17 protein-coding genes and 3 pseudogenes are annotated in these 18,886 nt (G+C 44.5%); 14 read left to right on the top strand and 6 right to left on the bottom strand.

The window, feature by feature from the left end:
- Nucleotides 1–74 precede the first annotated feature (74 nt).
- The 3 genes and pseudogenes from chlG to QUA20_RS32060 all read left to right on the top strand — a co-directional run.
- Nucleotides 75–1,085, top strand: coding sequence for a chlorophyll synthase ChlG (gene chlG, locus QUA20_RS19990; protein WP_333190807.1), 1,011 nt, complete (start codon nucleotides 75–77; stop codon nucleotides 1,083–1,085).
- A gap of 239 nt (nucleotides 1,086–1,324) precedes the next feature.
- Nucleotides 1,325–3,727, top strand: a pseudogene (locus tag QUA20_RS19985) (transglycosylase domain-containing protein); the annotation flags it as partial.
- A gap of 116 nt (nucleotides 3,728–3,843) precedes the next feature.
- Nucleotides 3,844–3,981: pseudogene (locus QUA20_RS32060) on the top strand (hypothetical protein); the annotation flags it as partial.
- On the opposite strand, the gene QUA20_RS19980 reads toward QUA20_RS32060, so the two are convergent.
- Nucleotides 3,958–5,307 (bottom strand): 16S rRNA (cytosine(967)-C(5))-methyltransferase, encoded by a 1,350-nt coding sequence (locus tag QUA20_RS19980; protein ID WP_333190805.1) that lies wholly within the window; start codon nucleotides 5,305–5,307, stop codon nucleotides 3,958–3,960. The pseudogene QUA20_RS32060 and the gene QUA20_RS19980 overlap by 24 nt on opposite strands.
- Nucleotides 5,308–5,394: 87 nt before the next feature.
- On the bottom strand, nucleotides 5,395–8,346 hold the full coding sequence (locus QUA20_RS19975) for a tetratricopeptide repeat protein (RefSeq protein ID WP_333190804.1): 2,952 nt from the start codon (nucleotides 8,344–8,346) through the stop codon (nucleotides 5,395–5,397).
- A 381-nt stretch (nucleotides 8,347–8,727) separates the two neighbouring features.
- Between QUA20_RS19975 and QUA20_RS19970 the strand changes: the two genes are divergently transcribed.
- Nucleotides 8,728–8,934 carry a hypothetical protein gene (locus QUA20_RS19970; protein ID WP_333190803.1) on the top strand — a complete coding sequence of 69 codons (207 nt, stop codon included), beginning with the start codon at nucleotides 8,728–8,730 and terminating at the stop codon, nucleotides 8,932–8,934.
- Nucleotides 8,935–9,102: 168 nt separating this feature from the next.
- A complete protein-coding gene (locus QUA20_RS19965; RefSeq protein ID WP_333190802.1) occupies nucleotides 9,103–9,807 on the top strand; it encodes a hypothetical protein in 705 nt (234 codons plus the stop codon).
- Nucleotides 9,808–10,261: 454 nt separating this feature from the next.
- On the opposite strand, the gene QUA20_RS19960 is transcribed toward QUA20_RS19965, so the two are convergent.
- Complete coding sequence (locus QUA20_RS19960; protein WP_333190801.1) at nucleotides 10,262–10,708, bottom strand: NADAR family protein; 447 nt, start codon at nucleotides 10,706–10,708, stop codon at nucleotides 10,262–10,264.
- A 48-nt stretch (nucleotides 10,709–10,756) separates the two neighbouring features.
- Nucleotides 10,757–11,470, bottom strand: coding sequence for a hypothetical protein (locus tag QUA20_RS19955; RefSeq protein WP_333190800.1), 714 nt, complete (start codon nucleotides 11,468–11,470; stop codon nucleotides 10,757–10,759).
- Between the two features lie 121 nt (nucleotides 11,471–11,591).
- Between QUA20_RS19955 and QUA20_RS19950 the strand changes: the two genes are divergently transcribed.
- The 7 genes and pseudogenes from QUA20_RS19950 to QUA20_RS19920 all read left to right on the top strand — a co-directional run bounded on the left by QUA20_RS19950 (nucleotide 11,592) and on the right by QUA20_RS19920 (nucleotide 17,445).
- A complete protein-coding gene (locus QUA20_RS19950; RefSeq protein ID WP_333190799.1) occupies nucleotides 11,592–12,671 on the top strand; it encodes a dipeptide epimerase in 1,080 nt (359 codons plus the stop codon).
- A gap of 31 nt (nucleotides 12,672–12,702) precedes the next feature.
- Nucleotides 12,703–13,512: pseudogene (locus QUA20_RS19945) on the top strand (Uma2 family endonuclease).
- 119 nt (nucleotides 13,513–13,631) lie between these two features.
- Entirely contained in the window at nucleotides 13,632–14,681 is a 1,050-nt protein-coding gene (locus tag QUA20_RS19940) for a DUF1611 domain-containing protein (RefSeq protein ID WP_333190798.1), read from the top strand.
- Nucleotides 14,682–14,724: 43 nt separating this feature from the next.
- Complete coding sequence (locus tag QUA20_RS19935; RefSeq protein WP_333190797.1) at nucleotides 14,725–15,354, top strand: restriction endonuclease subunit R; 630 nt, start codon at nucleotides 14,725–14,727, stop codon at nucleotides 15,352–15,354.
- On the top strand, nucleotides 15,354–15,824 hold the full coding sequence (locus QUA20_RS19930; protein WP_333190796.1) for a GNAT family N-acetyltransferase: 471 nt from the start codon (nucleotides 15,354–15,356) through the stop codon (nucleotides 15,822–15,824). Before QUA20_RS19935 ends, QUA20_RS19930 begins: the two co-directional genes overlap by 1 nt.
- Nucleotides 15,825–16,756: 932 nt before the next feature.
- Entirely contained in the window at nucleotides 16,757–17,044 is a 288-nt protein-coding gene (locus QUA20_RS19925) for an NfeD family protein (RefSeq protein WP_172191372.1), read from the top strand.
- A gap of 113 nt (nucleotides 17,045–17,157) precedes the next feature.
- Nucleotides 17,158–17,445, top strand: coding sequence for an NfeD family protein (locus QUA20_RS19920; protein ID WP_333190795.1), 288 nt, complete (start codon nucleotides 17,158–17,160; stop codon nucleotides 17,443–17,445).
- A 174-nt stretch (nucleotides 17,446–17,619) separates the two neighbouring features.
- Here QUA20_RS19920 and QUA20_RS19915 read toward each other — a convergent pair whose 3' ends face one another.
- Nucleotides 17,620–17,748 (bottom strand): hypothetical protein, encoded by a 129-nt coding sequence (locus QUA20_RS19915; RefSeq protein ID WP_333190794.1) that lies wholly within the window; start codon nucleotides 17,746–17,748, stop codon nucleotides 17,620–17,622.
- Between the two features lie 95 nt (nucleotides 17,749–17,843).
- Here QUA20_RS19915 and QUA20_RS19910 point away from each other — a divergent pair, with 95 nt between their 5' ends.
- Both QUA20_RS19910 and QUA20_RS19905 read left to right on the top strand, forming a co-directional pair.
- A complete protein-coding gene (locus QUA20_RS19910) occupies nucleotides 17,844–18,218 on the top strand; it encodes a type II toxin-antitoxin system RelE/ParE family toxin (protein WP_106150423.1) in 375 nt (124 codons plus the stop codon).
- The gene (locus QUA20_RS19905) at nucleotides 18,215–18,541 is read left to right on the top strand and encodes an XRE family transcriptional regulator (RefSeq protein WP_333190793.1); all 327 of its coding nucleotides are present in this window, start codon (nucleotides 18,215–18,217) and stop codon (nucleotides 18,539–18,541) included. The genes QUA20_RS19910 and QUA20_RS19905 overlap by 4 nt, the downstream gene beginning before the upstream one ends.
- Before the next feature lie 56 nt (nucleotides 18,542–18,597).
- On the opposite strand, the gene QUA20_RS19900 is transcribed toward QUA20_RS19905, so the two are convergent.
- The gene (locus QUA20_RS19900) at nucleotides 18,598–18,768 is read right to left on the bottom strand and encodes a hypothetical protein (RefSeq protein WP_333190792.1); all 171 of its coding nucleotides are present in this window, start codon (nucleotides 18,766–18,768) and stop codon (nucleotides 18,598–18,600) included.
- Nucleotides 18,769–18,886 lie beyond the last annotated feature (118 nt).

Genomic DNA, 18,886 nt, shown 5'->3' with positions numbered 1-18,886 from the left:
CAGTGGTATCCTATCAGAATTATTATTGAAACGCAGAACGACACAATAGTAGCAGTAACGCTAAAATCACACTTATGTCTGACTCTCCTCCATCTCAAATCTCCCCAGAAGCAGCACCGGAAAGTGCTGCTACCGAAAACCGCACTGCCAAAACTCGGCAACTGTTGGGCATGAAAGGGGCCGCTAGCGGGGAAACATCCATCTGGAAAATTCGCTTGCAACTGATGAAACCGATTACCTGGATTCCCTTAATTTGGGGCGTGGTGTGCGGGGCGGCGTCTTCTGGAAACTATGTTTGGAACCTAGAGAATTTCTCGATCGCAGCAGCTTGTATGTTGATGTCAGGTCCGTTGCTGGCCGGTTACACTCAAACTTTGAACGATTTTTACGATCGCGACATCGACGCCATTAACGAGCCCTACCGTCCGATTCCCTCCGGTATGATCTCGATTCCCCAAGTAGTCGCGCAAATTTTGGTATTATTAGCCGCTGGCATTGGGGTGGCTTATGCTCTAGACTTGTGGGCGGGTCATGAATTCCCGATAATGACTGTTTTGACTCTCGGCGGCGCGTTTCTAGCTTATATCTACTCTGCGCCCCCGCTGAAACTGAAGCAGAATGGCTGGTTGGGAAATTATGCCCTGGGTGCTAGCTACATTGCCCTGCCTTGGTGGGCTGGTCAAGCTTTGTTTGGTACACTAGATCCAACCATTATGATTTTGACCCTGTTTTACAGTTTGGCAGGGCTGGGGATTGCGATCGTCAATGATTTCAAAAGTGTTGAAGGCGATCGGCAATTAGGGTTAAAATCTTTGCCAGTGATGTTTGGCATCGGCACCGCAGCTTGGATTTGCGTGTTGATGATCGACATATTTCAAGCTGGGATTGCAGGCTACCTGATCAGTATCCACCAAAACCTTTACGCTGTGATTCTCCTGCTGCTGATAATTCCCCAAATCACTTTTCAGGATATGTACTTTTTGCGTAATCCCCTGGAAAATGATGTTAAATATCAGGCAAGTGCTCAGCCTTTCTTGGTTTTGGGTATGCTGGTAGCAGCATTGGCACTGGGTAATGCGAGTTAAGCAGAGTTTGGAGGTTTGAGTTAAAGAGTTTTTAATTCAAAAAATCTAATTCAATTAGAAAAAAAATACCAAACTCCGCAGCGTTAAGAAAAGTTTTGAATTTTGAGTTTTGAATTAAAAAGTTTTGACTTCAAAAAAATTAATTCAAGGCAGCGTGTTATTCAAGAAAAAATGTCGAATTAAAAATTAAAAATTGAAGAAAGCTAGCTTTGTGAATTTTTAATTTTTAATCGGACTTGATGAGGTTTGAAGGTCTGAACGTGGCAGAATTTTTCTCAAATATCAAAGGTAAATTGAGCAAAGTCACTAACGCAATAAGCGGTAATTCCGATCGAGAACCGCCCAAGGCTGCGAAGGGTAATAAGCTCAACTCGCCCGAAACCGAGGCGGAATTTTTTACACGGACAACGGCGGCCGGATCGGAGTATGTGGTAGAAGAAGATCCTGCACCCCTAGAAGAGTCGGAAATAAATTGGGAATTAGACCCGGAGATTCAGAGGTATCAAATAGTTAAGCGCGATTGGGAAGGGTTGAAGCGCTTAATCGCTTGGTTGGAAATTGAACCTCAAGTTACCAGCTTGCAAACCCAGGGAAAAAAATTGTTGCGGCCGGGATTGAGTTTGCTGGAAACTAAATTAACCCAAAAATCGGATAGTAGCGAATTGCCGGAAAATAGCGCACCGCACAACACCGAATTGCAGAGACATACGGAACTACAGGAAAATAGCGCACCGCAGGAAAATAGCGCACCGCAGGAAAATACTAAAAAACGGATACCTCGCGGCCCTAGATTTTGGATAGGTTTAGGTGTTGCCAGTATAGGCGGGGGCGCTTTAATCTACTGTTTGTGGATTTTGTACACATTAGACAAAGGTTTGCCGGATGTTAACGATTTGTCAGCGTTTAACCGCGACGGAACGCTGACAATTAAGGCGGCAGATAATACGATTTTGTTGCAGTCGGGGCCTGCAACTAGAGATAAACTGAAACTTAAAGAAATTCCTGAACTGTTGGTTAAAGCTTTTATTTCCATAGAAGACCGCCGTTTTTACAAACATCGCGGGGTGGATTATCAAGGTATTGTGCGATCGATTGTTTCTAATTTGATAGCGAGAGATTTAGTGCAGGGCGGCAGTACAATTACGCAACAATTGGCTCGCGTTGTTTTTCTAAATCAGGAAAGAAGTATTAGGCGGAAGGTTCGGGAAGCTCTTTTAGCTCAGAAAATAGAGCGAGAGTTGAATAAAGACCAAGTTTTAGAAAGATATTTAAATCTGGTTTATTTAGGTTCGGATGCCTACGGAGTGGCAGATGCAGCAGCGGTTTTCTTTAGCAAAACTGTCGATAAATTAACCTTGGCAGAGATGGCAACTTTGGCGGGTTTGCCGCCGGCACCAAGCGAATATTCGCCTTTGGTTAATCCGGATATAGCTAGGAAACGCCGCAATCTTGTGCTGCAAGAAATGCAGGAAGCTAAGGTAATTACAGAGGCTCAGGCGAAGGAGGCGATGGCGGAACCTATGGCGGTTAAACCAAGTGCCCCGAAGCGATTTAAAGTAGTCGCGCCTTATTTTGCTAGTTACATTCGGAAGGAATTGCCGCGCTATGTTTCTCAGGATGCTTTGGAAGCTGGCGGTTTGACTGTCGAGACGACGGTGGATTTGAAGTGGCAGAAAATAGCGGAAAAGGTGGTTAAAAATGCGATCGAAGTTGATGGTCGCAGTCAGGGTTTTGAACAGGCCGCTTTAGTTTCTATGGACACTAAGACTGGGGAAGTCAAGGCGCTGGTAGGAGGTGGAAATTTTAAGGAAAGTCAATTTAACCGTGCTACACAGGCTTTGCGGCAGCCCGGATCGACGTTTAAAGGGTTGGTTTATGCGGCAGCGATGGCGGCTGGTTTTTCTCCCTATGACAGTTACGAAGACGAACCAATTATTATCGACGGCTATCAACCGAATAATTATGGCAAAAAATTTAGCGGTTGGCGATCGATCTCTGATGCTTTGACGAGTTCGGTGAATGTCGTAGCTGTGAAGGTGTTGATGGATGTGGGGTTTGAACCGGCGATAAAATTAGCCAACAATATGGGGATTAAGTCTAAATTGAGTCCTATTTATTCCCTGGCTTTGGGTTCTTCGGAAGTGAATTTGCTGGAGTTAACCAATGCTTACGGTACTTTAGCCGCGCAAGGGAACTTTATTGAAGCCCACGGAATTAAGCGGGTGATTAATCAGCGGGGAGATGTGATTTATCAGGCTAAATTTAAACCGAAGCGGGTTTTGGATAAGGATAGTGCTGCGATTACTACTTGGATGTTAGAGGGCGTTGTGCAAGACGGTACGGGGGGGCCTGCTGCTTTAAACGATCGCGCTGTAGCGGGCAAAACTGGTACTTCGGAAAATGTCCGGGATTTGTGGTTTATTGGTTACATTCCACAGCTTGTGACTGGGATTTGGCTGGGGAATGATGACAATTATCCGACTTGGGGAACTAGCGGTACGGCGGCGTATAATTGGCGCGATTTTATGAGTCAAGCTGTTAAGGGAATGCCGGTAGAGAAGTTTCCGAAGTTGCCGGAGTTGGAGGGCCGCAAAGGCAGTATTAAGGCAAAACCGGTGGAGCCTAAGAGGATTATTCGGGGGATGATTGTGAATGAGGATGGTGCGATCGTACCTTACAATCCTAATCCTGAACCGAAGTATTACCCACCGCAAGAGCCTGCTTATCAAGAACCGGCTTATCAAGAGCCGGCCTATCAAGAGCCTGCTTATCAAGAGCCTGCTTATCAAGAGCCTGCTTATCAAGAGCCTGCTTATCAAGAGCCTGCTTATCAAGAACCGGGATATTAAACTATCGGTTTGTAGTAAAGACTTTAGTTTTTTTTCAATTGCTTTAGCCTCACCATAAAAAAGCCGTCCATGTGATGTCTGTGCGGCCACACTTTCACCCATCCTTCGGGTGATGGCTGTACGGGTAAATCAATTGTTGGCGGTTCTATTTGCCAGTGAGGATTGCTGTCTAAGAACGATCGAATAACTGTTTCATTTTCCAAGGGATGAATTGTGCAAGTTGCATAAACTAATACGCCGCCGGACTTGACAAATGTGGCTGCATTTGCTAGCAATTCCGATTGCAGTTGAGATTGTTGTTGAATGTTTTCGGGCGTGTGGCGCCAGCGGGCGTCGGCGCGGCGGTGGAGGGTTCCGAGGCCAGAACAAGGTGCGTCTAGTAAAACTCTGTCTGCAAGGTTAACAAACTCTGGGAAATGGCGGCTGTCTCCGGTATGAATTTTAATGGATTTCATCTGGAGTCTGTCTGCATTTTCTTTAAGTTTTTTGAGTCTGCTGGCGGTTTTGTCGCAGGCATAAATTGTGCCTTCATCCTGCATTAATTCGGCGCTGTGGGTGGTTTTTCCCCCCGGCGCGGCGCAGGCGTCGATAATGGTTTCCCCTGGCTGGGGCCCTAGTAAATGGGTGACTAATTGAGCGCTGCTGTCTTGGATCGTCCACCAACCTTCGCTGTATCCGGGGAGGTTTTGAATTGCGCCGATGCTGCCATTTAGTCTTAATGCTTGTGGTAAGTGTGGGATTCTGCTAGTTGAGATGTTGTGGGATTTGAAGGCGGTTTCAATTTGGGCGATCGAGCTTTTTAAAGGATTGATTCTCAGGTCAATTGTGGGGGATTGGTTGAACCATTCACAGAGTTGTTCGGTTTCGGTTTCGCCTATTTGTTCGATCCACAATTTTACCAGCCATTCAGGGAAGCTGTGCAGAATTCCTAGGCGTTCAACGGTTGATTTATAATTCGTAACTGTTAATGGGTTTAAGTTGTTATCTGTTAAACGGATGTATTGGCGCAACAAACCGTTGACAAAACTGCTGAGTCCTGAAAATCCGTTTTCTTTTGCTAGTTGAACGGTGGTATTGACGGCGGCGGAGGGGGGAATTTGGTTGAGATATTCGAGTTGATATAAGCCTAAATGTAGGATGGTGCGGAGTTCTGGCGGTTGTTGGGAGGATTTCTTTGTTGCTAGTTTGTCGATGATGAAGTCGATCGATCGCATTCTCCTGACGCTACCGTAAACTAATTCTGTCACTAAACGCCGATCGAGGTCGTTGAGTTGAGAATTGCTGAAAGCGCGATCGAGTGCAGCATCTGCGAATGCACCTCGGCGGTGGACTTCGCGGAGTGCGAGAAAGGCTATTTGGCGGGGATTTTGCATAACATATTACATAAAAGGACTTACACAATGTTAAGTGTATAGTGTAAATTGCTGCTTATCTAAATTATTGCAAGTTTAGTTTTCAGCTTATTCTGGTTTTGTTGACACCAATGGTTCTAATAAATTGCGTTCTTCTATGGCAAGTTCTAGCAAAACTCGTCTGTCGCCCTTGGTTTCCTTATAGGGGACAGCCGCTTTCAGCAGGCGGATGGGAATTTTGAATTCATCGTACTTGCTGGTTAGTTCTTGCCACAATTCTAACCAAGTGCGTGCAGCTTTGTCGCTTACCATTTCTGACATTAGCGCGGGGATGTTTCGCACGATTCCCTGTCCTAAGATTGAGAGATATTCGTATTTTTTGTAAACGGCAATCAGGCTGGTGATGCGAGTTTGAGATATCGCTAGATCGTGCGTGTTGATGAACAGGTTGCGGATAATTAACTCGGCATCTTCGGAACTAGCCTCGTTCTCTGGTTCGAGGCGTTGAAATGCGTCGTCTAAGGCGGTGAAGCCTTCATCCCAACGATTTAATCCAAGAATGGCTATAGCGCGATTGAAGAAGACAGATGAATCTTGATAACTGAGTTTGATCGCTCGATCATAAGATGGTAAGGCTTCATCATAGCGTTTGAGATTGTAGAGTACATTGCCTCGATTAGCCCAAGCCCAAGCATCATTAGCATCAAGTTCGAGCGCCCGATTTAAGGATTCTAAGGCTTGATCATAGCGTTTGAGGTTGTTGAGTACATTGCCTCGGATACGCCAAGCTAACTTATCATTGGCATCAAGTTCGATCATCCTCTCAAAAGATTCTAAGGCTTCTTCGTAGCGTTTGAAGTTGTTGAGTATATTACCTCGTAATACCCAAATCTCCTGATAATTGGCACCAAGTTCAATCGCTCTATCAAAGGATACTAAAGCCTCTTCATAGCATTTGAGGTGATGGAGTACATAACCTCGTAAAGCCCAAACAGACTGATGATTGGCATCAAGTTCGCTCGCTCTATCAAAGGATGCTAAAGCTTCTTTGTAGCATTCGAGTTTATAGAATACACTGCCTTGCATCACCCAAGCTGCCCCATCGTTGGGGTCTAGATCTATCGCCCGAGCAAAAGATGCTAAAGCTTCGTCGTAGCGTTTGAGGCTGTTGAGTGATATTCCTTGTGCAGCCCAAACAGACTGATAATTGGCACCAAGTTCTATCGCCTTATCGAAAGATGCTAAAGCTTCTTCATAGCGTTCGAGGTCGTTGAGTACATAGCCTCGTAAAACCCAAACAGACTGATAATTGGCACTAAGTTCTATCGCCTTATCGAAAGATGCTAAAGCTTCTTCATAGCGTTTGAGGTTGTGGAGGACATTGCCTCGTAAAACCCAAACAGACTGATAACTGGCATCAAGTTCGATCGCCCTATCGTAAGATACTAAAGCTTCTTCATAGCGTTCGAGGTCGTCGAGTACATCACCTCGGATACGCCAAGCCTTCGCATAATGGGAGTCACCTTCAATAGCCTTATCTAAACATTCTAATGCTTCATCGTAGCGTTCCAGGCTATTTAAACAGCGTCCCTTTTCTACCCAATCCTTTGCCTCGCCGCGACTTGTTACCAATTTTTCCGCATATTCTAAAGCCGAAACATAATCTTCTTGTTCGCGACAATTTTTTATTTCATCAAAATAAGCCTTCAGACGCGGGTCTTCCTCATTTCTCTCAATAGCCTCAAGCGCCCGCGTATAATATTCTCGTTCCATCACAGCATCAGGTGGAATGGGTTTCAAACCTTGCCCATACAGAAAATGACTTTCTTTCTCCGCCATATCAACATCCGCCATCCTCAATCCCAATCGCTGCTGCAATTCTTTCCGCGTATACCAAACCCGAATAAAATCCACAATTAATCGAATCGGTTTATTTCGCTGCTTCTTTACCTCCAGACAAAAACGCATCAATGGTTCCCGCAATTCATACCACGATTCCCGTCCAATTTCCTCGGTTTTGACATAACCCTTATCTCGCAAATCTTTAAGTTGGCTAGAGACAGTTCGCTGCTCAATAAAACAGCGTTTAGCAATTTGTTTTACTGGTGCGGCACCACCTGTATCGCACAAAAAGTCAACAATTTTTCGCTGCTGATTTGATAGATATTTCATCCGATCCTGATAGTAGGGCGTGAGGCTATCCAGCATTTCCATGAACGGTTCTACCAATTTATCGAGCGATTCAGGAGTCATCAGAAAAGCCGAAAAAACAATATAGACGCGAGGACTGCCACCCGAAAGGTAATGCACAACTTTAATGCGATCGCGCCCTGTTGAACTTTGAATAAAAGATGCTAAATCACTATTCCCTTCTAAGTTGGCAATATGATTTAATAAAGCTACAGCATCATCGAGCTTAAACTCATCTAATTCATGTAAATCAAAAAAACCATAAAAAGGATGATTAGAGAGCTTGACTCCATCAAACAAGCTTTGTGATGTTGCCAAAATTGTCAAAAACGAATAATTTTGAATATACGCCCTCAACTGCTTCTGCCCGAAATCCCCCAACCCGCTAAACACGTCCTCTAAATTTTCGACAATCAACAACATCACCCGCTTACCAACAAAGTCTCTCAGCAATTCTGCGGCTTTAAATTCAGCTTGCTCCGGCGACAAATCATAAAGCTTTTCAACATCATCATGTAACTCAGCTTCATATTCTGCCTCATATTCTTTAGCAATTGCCCGGAATATTCCCCGCAATAAATCCAAAAAAGACGCAATCCCCCATTCCTCTTCCTGCAGCCACGCAATTAGCAATTTATCCCGCAAATCTTCCATCTTAGCAACGCGATGATAAATCAGGGAAACCAAGTGCGTTTTGCCAATGCCGCGCGGCCCAATTAGTAGTTGAAAATGCTTGTTATCTGTTAGGGCGCTCACCCGAATTAGCTCTACTAAACGTTCTGCCAGTGCGTGACGCTGTACTAAGATAGCTTCCAGGGTTTCTGGTGACATCAAGCTCGGAGTAAATCGAGAGATAAATGTATTTTTCATAATATCTATTGGGTTTAACTGGTTCCCAGGCTGTGCCTGGGAACCTATATCTAGAGGCTCTGCCTCGTCGGTTGCGGAGGAAAACAGGAGGCAGAGCCTCCGGATCAGCGTCCCCAAGCAGAGCCGGGAAGGAGAAAATGCTTGTTAGATAAGGCTTTGACAAGTTATACGTCTAATTTACCATAGGTTTTAAAAATGTACGTTAAATTTGTTGTATATTTTCAAAAGCAGTGTTAGACTGCCGTTAACAAGCAAACAAGCGCCCCTAGCTTTTACTAGAGACGCTTTCGATCGCTTGTTTTTTTCAGAGCGACTGGCTGCAACCAGAAACGCTCGTCAATTTCCCATTTTTACGGTCTTTGTATAGACCAAGGAGTTTCTATGTCTAATGTTAGCACCAACCAAGTCATTCTGGTTTCTACGGCTCCAACTGATTCGGCAACACCGCCTGAAACTGGAGGTTTCATGCCCTTACTGATGTACGGAGGAGTTGCAGTAGCCGTGATTATTGCGATGGCTTACTTTTCCCAAACTTTGCTCAACTCGATTACTCAGTTGACCAAAACCCTGAACAAAAAACACAAATAATCACTGGTTCCCTGGTTCCCCAGCTCTGCCTGGGAATCGATACCCAGAGACTCTGCCTCGCAAGTCTCAGACTCGCGGGAGGCAGAGCCTGGGAACAAGAAAAAACCTGAAAAATATTCTTTAAGACTTGTTACAATACACAAAACTTCATACTTTCCCCAACACTGGATGACCTTTTTCAACGCCTCCGAACCCCTAATCCGCTGCAAACAGGAACATCTCGACGTACAAGACCGCGAAGGCCTGTTGCAACTCCGCTGGCAAATTGGAAATATTACTCTTTTCTCAGGACTTTATACCCGCATCGACCAAACTTTTCTGCTTTGGGGTTTGGTGACAGCGGGGATTTTTTTCACCGCTCAGTTTGTCCCCATCAGTTGGAGCTTTCAGGCGATTCTGTGGTCAACTTTGACTCTAATTGGCACTGCGGTAATGGCAGTTTTGACTTTGTTTTGGGTAAGAGTCGAGCGAGTTAGCTGGATTCTTTACTCTTGGGCGATTTTGATGATAACTGGTTTGGTTCTGACCGATTGCAGTATTTTTGCCGGTTGGGGAGGTTTGCTGCTGCATCTGTGCGATTTGTGGTTGGGGTTGAGCGCGATCGGCTATTTTTGTACGGGACTCGGTTTGCGATCGCGCACTTTTCTCCTGATCGGACTAACTCATTTATTTAGCATCCCTCTATTAACATTAGTTGCACCTTGGCAATATCTAACCACAGGAATAATTATGGCCGGCTGTTTGTTGTTGTTGTCCGAATTGCAGTGGGATATGCGATTGCCGATCGACAATAATTTGCTAAGCGCAGAACAGAAAGAATTCAACCGAATTCAACAGCAACTGCGGCAGAGCGGCGCGATTGTATCCAAATAAATCAAAATTGTAAAGAATTCTGTACAACAGCTAACACTTTCCACAAATCGCACACAATAGTAAAGATACAGCATAAATAAAAAACAAACTTTAACCAGAACAGGTGTTTTGCTGTTTTACCTGTGAGTCGCCAACCTCAGGAGAACGGTGTCAGGGAGGCGACTGGTTAAGAATGCTGTACTTGCGACGATAAAAGTTAATTCCGGTTAAGAGTAGTTGTTAAAACAAAAAAAGTGGTGCAGGGTTTTTACCGTTTCCCCTGCTTCGCAGTCTCTGAGGAGAGGCGAAACCCTCTACTAGAACAGCCTGACGAGATTGACACAGGTTTTGACAGTTGCTCAGGCCGATTTTTAAGTTCAGTGTTTAAGAAAATTGAGAAAATGCTCGCTGAGGAGCCTTGCAGGACTTAGGATTAAATAAGTCCTGCTTTAGTGTGGGAAATTTAAGTTCGGTTTTACTCTGAGGTGCGTTTTCGCAAAATCTCCCTTACTTCCATTAAAATCTGTCCCAACCTATTTTTGCCGCTGCCATCTTTGCCGCAACCCCAATAGTAATCACTAGGAGCATTTTCGACTATTTCCTCATCGCCAGTAGCTAGTAAAATTTCTTTAATTTCGGGATGAGTTTCAAATTTGCGGAGTACGGCTTTTCCCATGATATCATCTTTTACTTCTTCCCAATCTTTGCGGAGGGGACGAGAGCGATCGCGTCCCATTTTGGCGGCATCTTTCGGTGTTTTTGCTTGGCGAATTTGGTCGCAGTCAGCCGTTGCGGGAAACTTTTGTGCTTGAAAATAATGCTCAGTAGTTGGCCAATATTCTCCGTCTAACTCGAATCCATGACTGGAAAAATTAGAAAAACAGCCGTATTCGCTGCCAGTGGTGTAGAAGTAGATAGTCATAATGTCTCCGATTTCAACCGCCCTAATAATCTTGGTCGATCGTCAGCTTTACTTCTTTTGATTCTCCACTATCTTCAAGCGCACATCAATATCTTCAAGATAGGAACCGATGTAAGATAGCAGGGCGTAGATGAATACGAGCACCCCTACCATTTCCAAAATTTCCTCAACAGAAGCCATCAAACCGTAGATCAAGTTTCGCTGACCTACCGCATCTGCATAATAGCCGCAAACCATTTCCATGCCAAGTGCTCCACCGACATATATACTGCCTGCCAGTAAAAAGAAATTCCTTGTTTTCCGGGGTAGGTGCAGGAGAAACTTCAGATAAGCCAGCCCAATAACCCCAACAAAAATAGCCCCCGGAATTACCCAAATGAAGTAAAAAAGTCCCCCTAAATCCAGTGCTTTTCGCAAGTCGTTAATAATTAATATTTCGTGCAAACTCAAAATTTCATCTAAAGAAAGAAATACAAAGATGAACCCCAGCGCTTTCCAGTGCCCAAAATACCGATCGCCCTGCTTCTTCTTAGCACTAGCAATAATACCTAGCAAAATCGCACAAAACAGCAAAGTAAATGACGAGTACCACGAAGGATAATTTATTTCTCTGTCTAAATTAAACAAATTAATCCAGCGTTCTTGATAGTTAAAACCGTACCGCAGAACTTGTATGATGCAACCAGCAACAGCAAAGAAGAGCACCCAAATGCTGAGAGAGAAAGCAACTCTCTTCGGCGAAACAGAAATCAGGAATTTCATCAAGTTTTTGATAAACTAGAACAAGCAAAATCAAACTATAAAGTAAAAAGTAAAAAATCGCAAGAGCGGCGCAATCCGCCCCCTCAGATTTTTATCTACAAAAAATTACCAATCACTGACAATGCACCTTCAAATTGAAACCTTCACTGTCCGCAAGCGGTTTGCCCTTACCATCAGCCGCGGTACAACAGCCCAAAGTACCAATTTATGGGTGAAGCTAGAACACGAAGGCATCGAAGGCTGGGGAGAAGCTTCGCCGTTTTCCACAGGTTCTCGGCCCCAAACTACCGAAATTCTGCTAGCCGCATTGCAGGAAGTTGCACCGCTGCTAGAAAAGTTTACTCCGTTCGATCGCCAAAAAATCGAACAAGTATTAACAGAGGTCAACTTACCCTCAGCCGCCCGCGCCGGCATCGACATGGCAATACACGACTGGCTGGGCAAAAAAGCAGGCTTGCCGCTGTGGAAAATGTGGGGATTAGATCGATCGCGCATCGTCCCCACCTCCGTCACAATCGGCATTAATTCGCCGTCTGGTGCAAGAGAAAGAGTGCGTGATTGGTTTGGCAAAGATGCGACAGATCCAAAAAGAATCAAATACCGCGCCGTTAAGGTTAAATTAGGAAATCCCGAAGGAATCGAAGCCGACAAAGCTATGTTAATAGCAGTGCTTGACGAAGCACCAGCTAACCTTAAAATCAGTGTAGATGCTAATGGCGGTTGGAGTTTAAACAGCGCGATCGAAATGTGTCGCTGGCTGGAAAAATACCAGATAAATTATGTCGAACAGCCGCTTTCACCCGTCGCCGATATGGATGAATTCTCAGAACTGTACCGTCAATCGCCCCTGCCAATCTTTGCTGATGAAAGTTGCTTTAATAGTTCCGATATACCCAAGTTAGCGCACTGCGTGCACGGCATCAATATCAAAATGATGAAGTCAGGCGGATTGACCGAAGCAATGCGGATGATTCACACAGCAAAAGCCTGCAATTTGCAAGTAATGTTCGGCTGCTATTCAGATAGCGCGATCGCAAATACAGCAGCAGCACAACTTTCACCGCTAGCTGACTATTTGGATTTGGACAGTCACTTAAATTTATTAGACGATCCTTTCACCGGTGCGATCGTCGAAAATGGGTGTTTGATGCCAAACGCGCGATCGGGATTGGGAGTGCGACGAATTGACATTGTAGAATAGAAGTATCGCTCAAAATACATCTGGAGAGAGTATGATACCAGTAGAATCAATAGGAGAGCAAATTAATAGAGAAGCCAAGCTTTTCTTTGAAAAACACAAGCCGCCGACGGATTTAATTTTTGATGATGGTGCAGAAATGGAAAGCAACCGCCACCGTATAGCAATGACGGTTTTAATCCGTTCCGTAGAACAAGGTTTAGCTAACCGGAACGATTTTTTTGTCGGTGGCAATATGTTTATTTATTACAGCGCTAAACAGATTCGGAATCAGGATTTCCGAGGTCCGGATTTTTTCGCTGTGTTGGGTGTTGACAGCAATACTTCCCGACAAGGCTGGGTAGTTTGGGAAGAAAACGGACGTTACCCGGATGTCATTGTGGAACTGCTGTCGCCGTCAACGGCAAATTAGGATACAGGCAAAAAAAAGGATATTTACGAGCAGGTTTTTAGAACTCCTGATTACTTTGTTTTCGATCCTTTCGAGCCTAATTCTTTGCAAGGATGGCGTTTAGATGCCACCCTGCGCTATCAGCCGTTAGTCCCCAACGAGCGGGCTTGGCTGTGGTGCGAAACGTTAGGTTTTTGGTTGGGTACTTGGGAAGGAATTGTCGATCGAGAAACAGCAACTTGGGTGCGTTTTTTCGATGAATCTGGCAATTTAGTTTTGTTGCCGGAGGAAGCCGCTCAACAGCAAGCCGAAGCCGCTCAACAACAATCGGAAACTGCTCAACAACAAGCGGAAGCCGCTCAACAGCGAGCGGAACAGGAACGCCAGCGAGCCTCGCGACTAGAGGCCAGATTGCGAGAATTGGGAGAAGATCCGAATGCTTTGAACGAGTAATCCCAAATCACAGCTAACACCCAATCGATTTTAGATTTTAGATTTTAGATTTTAGATTTTAGATTTTAGATTTTAGATTGAAGCTAAAATTTAAAATCGCCCGTCTCAAAAGTGAACCAATGACTAAAAACTATCCGCTCAAAAATGGCAAAGTTGCCATCCTGCTGCACGAGGGAATTCTCGGCCATTCCGGCAAAACAGGTTTAGCATTTTTGCGCTACAGCGAAGCACAAATTGTAGCAGTAATAGACCGCCAATGTGCCGGAGAATCTTTACCTGAATTAACGGGCATTACTCAACAAGTACCGATAGTTGCTTCTGTTGCAGAAGCACTGCAACTTGCGCCGGATATTCTGCTAATTGGTATCGCTACTTCCGGCGGTTTTTTGCCTGTGGAATGGCTGCCAGAAATTAACCAAGCGGTAGCAGCAGGTTTGTCAGTTGTCAACGGTTTGCACGCGAAACTTGCACCTTTGATAACAGTTCCGTTAACCGAAAATCAATGGATTTGGGACGTGCGTCAGGAACCGGAAAACATAGGGGCTATCGCCTCTGCTGCTGCTGCTCAATTAAGCTGTCGCCGCGTGTTAACCGTCGGCACAGATATGAGCGTCGGCAAAATGTCAACCAGTCTGGAACTCAATCGCACTTGCTTGCGGCGGGGTTTGCGTTCCAAATTTTTGGCAACCGGTCAAACGGGTTTAATGATCGGAAATGAAGGCCTTCCTTTGGATGCAGTGCGAGTTGATTTCGCCGCCGGTGCTGTCGAACAAATGGCGATAAAATTGGGTTCTGAATGCGATATTCTGCACGTAGAAGGGCAAGGTTCGCTATTGCATCCGGGTTCGACGGCGACTCTGCCGCTGCTGCGGGGTTCGCAGCCAACTCACTTAATTTTAGCCCACCGAGCCGGACAAACTAGCATTCGCAATCACCCGCACGTATCGATTCCCAAATTATCAAAAGTGGTTGAATTGTACGAAATGGTAGCCGCTGCTGCGGGTGCTTTTGCAGGGGGAAAAGTGAGCGCGATCGCTCTCAACACTCATCACTTAAATGAGGCAGAAGCGCTGTTAGCAATAGCTGAAGTTCAAGCAGAAACGGCATTGCCTTGTACCGATCCCGTAAGGTTTGGCGCGGAGGTTTTGTGGGAGGCGATCGACAGTTGATATGCTACAATAAATTACCACTTGCAAATCGCTACAAAAAACTATGACACAATCACTTCAAGCAAAAACACTGACACTGCGTGAGGTTAAAACAAAATTTAACTTGCAACTTGCAGAATACGAGCAATTTTTTCCGGAGTGGATTGACGATTTACCAGAAATTACTGATGAAGAAAAGCGATATCTAGACAAAGTAAAAGCTGGCTACACTAACAGTGCTGAGTACCCCATGATAGAAGATACCGTAAAAATGGTGGTACTGGCTCCCTTGCTATTTTTAGCAGATTTTTACCTGACTCCCTTTCACATAGAGTCAGAAAAATCGGTGGAACTGGTTACAGTGGATGAAGATATACTTGTCAGAGGAAGCATTGATATTCTGCTTTTAATGGAATCTTTTTGGGTTGTGGCAATCGAAGCCAAGCGAGCTCAATACTCCCTTGAGGCAGGACTTCCCCAGCTACTCTTTTATATGCTGAGTAACCCCAATCCAGACAGACCAACTTTTGGGCTTCTGACAAATGGCAGCAACTTCAGATTTCTTAAATTGATTAAACAAGACACTCCGCAGTACGCTTTATCTTATGAGTTCGTAATCGATCGCGCTAATGACTTTTACGAGGTATTCCGCATTTTTAAACGAATTGCTGCTGTAGTTACCAACTATAACTAATGACTGAAACTTCTTTTTCCTTACCGTCTGAATGCGCCATCCGCCAGGCCTCAGTTCAAGATATCAAATCAATTGGAAGGTTAGTGTGGAGCGCCAAACTCGATCCAACTCAGTTGCGCTGGGAGCAATTCTGGGTCATCGAATGCGAGGGAAAATTGGCAGCTTGCGGACAGTTGCGGAACTTTGCGGGCGCGCAAGAATTGGGCAGTTTGGTGGTGGCGAAAGATTGGCGCGATCGAGGTTTGGGAAGCTACCTCACAAAATATTTAATTCAACAAGCTACAGAACCGCTATATTTAGAATGTTTGGGAAAGCGACTCGCATCATTTTATACTCGCTTTGGATTCGTAGAAGTTTCCGTACAACAACTGCCGCAGTCGCTTAAATTCAAGTTCGGTTTGTCTCAATTAGCTAAAACTTTATTCAAAATTCCTGTAACAATTATGCAGTATCAAGCAGGTTGTCTATAATTATGACTTTTATGAATTTAAGATTCTGAATTTATGAATGGATTTTAAGTTCGACCTGTTCAATAATTGGATAACAGGGTGCGATCGACCTCCATCGATCAAAAACTCCTACCGCCTCCTGATATCTGCGTCAATCTCGATCGCCTATTTTCTATGCCTAAATAGGTAGGTACAAATCAACATCGCATGGGGAGGGCGGGTTAGTGCCCAACTTTACTTGCTTGTATCACAGATCCGCTTACGGGCCCCTAATGGCGCACCGGTTGTCAGAAACCGGGTTTTTAGGGCTTTGGTGCATAAGTTACAGACTAGATATTTATGGATATTCCGGATTGGGCGATCGAGAATGCGTAAGTTCATAATTCACCGTTCGCGGTAGTCCAGTTGGCTAAATTGGCACAGCTACAAGCGCGATCTGTAGGCAAAAACCTTTGGAAAATCGTTGCTGGCAGGTAGAAAAGTGTCATGTGCCAGTACCAGACTCGGAAAGTGGACTGGCGATCGCCCCAAAGATATTCGACTCCTGGCAAATTAGTAAGTGTAAAGCAAGTGAGTCACAACCCAATCAAAAAAATCAACCCAAAAATTCAACCCAAAAATAAAACATTTTCACAGTAGCAGTAATGCGGAATCAGACAATCTCTAATGTAGCTAACAACATCTACCCTTGAGGCAAATCCCACCAACGGCTCAACAACTAAATCCTTAATTCAATACCTCGGAATTACTGGAGTTAGGCTCCCCGCAACCGCTTCTAAAATCCCCTCCAAATTTCAAAAATTCTTTGCCTTTTATCCTGATAAAACCACGGAAGGTAAGAACAATGAAATATCCGGCAATCAATCAATCTCAACCGAGTAAATGCAGCTTCTCAACTAGCATAAACAGACAATTACACATCCATATATTTTAACACAACAGGAGTAAATATCATGTTCAACGTAGTAAAAGCTTTCGGATCGATTTTCTCCACCCAAGGATACAGCACAGCTAACAATATGCTAATCAAAAATTACATCAACACCAATTTTAACTATTTCAACGAAGAAGCAGTCGTTGATGAATCGATTTACCCGAATCAAACAGGTCGCGTCCGCTTCCAAGGTAGCTGGTGGCCCGCACGGTGCGATCGCCAAATCACCCTCACACCCGGAGACACGGTTTATGTCATCGGCGTTGACAACATCACTCTGTTAGTTTCCCTCGCTCCCGCAGACTAAATCAGAGCATGAACGACCTGGGAATTAATCTCAACCAGGAAATGCCACTTTTCAAATAGCTTGAAATAGGCGATTAAACTTCGATATATATTAACACAAAAGGAGTCAGAAAAATGTTTAACGTAGTAAAAGCTTTCGGTTCAATTTTTTCTCCTCACACCTACAGCACAGGAAACAATCTATTAATGGATAACTACATCAACACCAATTTTAACTACTTCAACGAAGAAGCAGTCGTTGATGAATCGATTTACCCGAATCAAACAGGTCGCGTCCGCTTCCAAGGTAGCTGGTGGCCCGCACGGTGCGATCGCCAAATCACCCTCACACCGGGAGACACGGTTTATGTCATCGGCGTTGACAACATCACTCTGTTAGTTTCCCTCGCTCCCGCAGACTAAACTAGAAAGTAATCTCAACTTTTTCACTGTCAGAACCCCGACTTATTGAATAAGTCGGGGTTCTGACTATTCTGTTTTTTAGTGGCAATTTGGCGATCGCTTCCACTCAACACCTGACGCAAGAGAGCAATATCTGCCTCAGTTTATTTGCCAGTAGAAAGATGGCCGATCGCGCTACAATAAAATGGCATTTTTGAGAGCTTGTTTGTTGAGGCTATCGCCGAGTTGAGATTCGCTACTTTCTCGGGTGACTGCTGCTTTTTCTGATGCCTTAGCGAACCGTGGCAAGACAGGAACAACCATGACACAAGAACCGATTATGCGAGAAATCGATTTTTAGGCTGGGCAACATTTTATGCTATTGTCAAACTTGATTTTTACAGAAAATTTAGTATAAAATGGTCGATAACAAAGATACTATAGAAGTGCCTTTACGACCTCTTGTTTGGATGGGAGACTCTCGCAAAAATATCCGCGAGTTTCCTGAAGAGGTACAAAAAGCGGTAGGTTATGCGCTACAACTGGTGCAAGCTGGGGAAACACCTTTGTCAGCCAAGCCCTTTAAAGGGGTGGAAAGCGGTGTGTATGAAATCGTCAAACGTTACGATACGGATACTTACAGGGCGGTTTATGCTGTCAAGATTGGTGACAAAATTTATGTGTTGCACGCTTTTCAGAAGAAATCAAAGCAAGGGATTAAAACCCCACAGGCTGATGTTGACTTAATTAAAAAACGCTATCAAGACGCACTAGCGAGGGAGGAACAATTATGACAGAAGAAACCATTTTTGAAGAAAGCAGCGGTAATGTATTTGCTGACCTTGGATTGGCAGATGCTGACGAACTTTTTGCGCGGGGTAAAATCGGAATTCAGGTACTTCGTCTGTTGAAACAGCGCAACTTGGAACAGGGTGAAATGAGCGAGTTACTGGGCATTCCACAACCAGAAGTCTCTCATTTAATGAACGGAGAGTTTCAACGGTTCAGCGAGGGCAAACTACTGCTTTTCCTCAAGCGACTCGATACGGAAATTACTTTACATCTTCGCCCTCGTAATGGGGGAAATCAATCTGCTGAAATTGCGATATCGCTATAGGACTTTGGGGAACCGATCGCCCTGTTGAATTTTTTCGCAAAGGCGATCGGGGATTTCTAGCTTTTATCTATTTGACTCGTCTCATCTTTCTGCAATGCTGTCAGGATTTGAAAGCACAGCTTGAGCAGAAACAGCAGAAATCCTGCTTGGGGATTGAGCCAAGTGGCAACACCCACCACCGCAAACTCGCTTACTTTCAGAAGTTTCTTTTTGTTAGAAGGTTTCATCTGTCACTCTCAATCGTAAAATATTGATACCTTTAAGATTAGAAGTGGTCAAATAGAAAAAAAAGTGCTAACAAATAGAAAAGCAAATAGAAATAAATAGAATAAATAGATAATGGAG

Source organism: Microcoleus sp. Pol7_A1, from assembly GCF_036701085.1.
GTDB classification, from domain to species: domain Bacteria; phylum Cyanobacteriota; class Cyanobacteriia; order Cyanobacteriales; family Microcoleaceae; genus Microcoleus; species Microcoleus asticus.
This window is presented reverse-complemented; position numbering and strand designations above follow the sequence as displayed.

Excerpts from the sequence above, each read along its gene's own strand:
- chlG (WP_333190807.1), top strand. The coding sequence starts at position 75 with ATGTCTGACTCTCCTCCATCTCAAATCTCCCCAGAAGCAGCACCGGAA.
- QUA20_RS19980 (WP_333190805.1), bottom strand. The coding sequence starts at position 5,307 with ATGCAAAATCCCCGCCAAATAGCCTTTCTCGCACTCCGCGAAGTCCAC.
- QUA20_RS19975 (WP_333190804.1), bottom strand. The coding sequence starts at position 8,346 with ATGAAAAATACATTTATCTCTCGATTTACTCCGAGCTTGATGTCACCA.
- QUA20_RS19970 (WP_333190803.1), top strand. The coding sequence starts at position 8,728 with ATGTCTAATGTTAGCACCAACCAAGTCATTCTGGTTTCTACGGCTCCA.
- QUA20_RS19965 (WP_333190802.1), top strand. The coding sequence starts at position 9,103 with ATGACCTTTTTCAACGCCTCCGAACCCCTAATCCGCTGCAAACAGGAA.
- QUA20_RS19960 (WP_333190801.1), bottom strand. The coding sequence starts at position 10,708 with ATGACTATCTACTTCTACACCACTGGCAGCGAATACGGCTGTTTTTCT.
- QUA20_RS19955 (WP_333190800.1), bottom strand. The coding sequence starts at position 11,470 with ATGAAATTCCTGATTTCTGTTTCGCCGAAGAGAGTTGCTTTCTCTCTC.
- QUA20_RS19950 (WP_333190799.1), top strand. The coding sequence starts at position 11,592 with ATGCACCTTCAAATTGAAACCTTCACTGTCCGCAAGCGGTTTGCCCTT.
- QUA20_RS19940 (WP_333190798.1), top strand. The coding sequence starts at position 13,632 with ATGACTAAAAACTATCCGCTCAAAAATGGCAAAGTTGCCATCCTGCTG.
- QUA20_RS19935 (WP_333190797.1), top strand. The coding sequence starts at position 14,725 with ATGACACAATCACTTCAAGCAAAAACACTGACACTGCGTGAGGTTAAA.
- QUA20_RS19930 (WP_333190796.1), top strand. The coding sequence starts at position 15,354 with ATGACTGAAACTTCTTTTTCCTTACCGTCTGAATGCGCCATCCGCCAG.
- QUA20_RS19925 (WP_172191372.1), top strand. The coding sequence starts at position 16,757 with ATGTTCAACGTAGTAAAAGCTTTCGGATCGATTTTCTCCACCCAAGGA.
- QUA20_RS19920 (WP_333190795.1), top strand. The coding sequence starts at position 17,158 with ATGTTTAACGTAGTAAAAGCTTTCGGTTCAATTTTTTCTCCTCACACC.
- QUA20_RS19915 (WP_333190794.1), bottom strand. The coding sequence starts at position 17,748 with ATGGTTGTTCCTGTCTTGCCACGGTTCGCTAAGGCATCAGAAAAAGCA.
- QUA20_RS19910 (WP_106150423.1), top strand. The coding sequence starts at position 17,844 with ATGGTCGATAACAAAGATACTATAGAAGTGCCTTTACGACCTCTTGTT.
- QUA20_RS19905 (WP_333190793.1), top strand. The coding sequence starts at position 18,215 with ATGACAGAAGAAACCATTTTTGAAGAAAGCAGCGGTAATGTATTTGCT.
- QUA20_RS19900 (WP_333190792.1), bottom strand. The coding sequence starts at position 18,768 with ATGAAACCTTCTAACAAAAAGAAACTTCTGAAAGTAAGCGAGTTTGCG.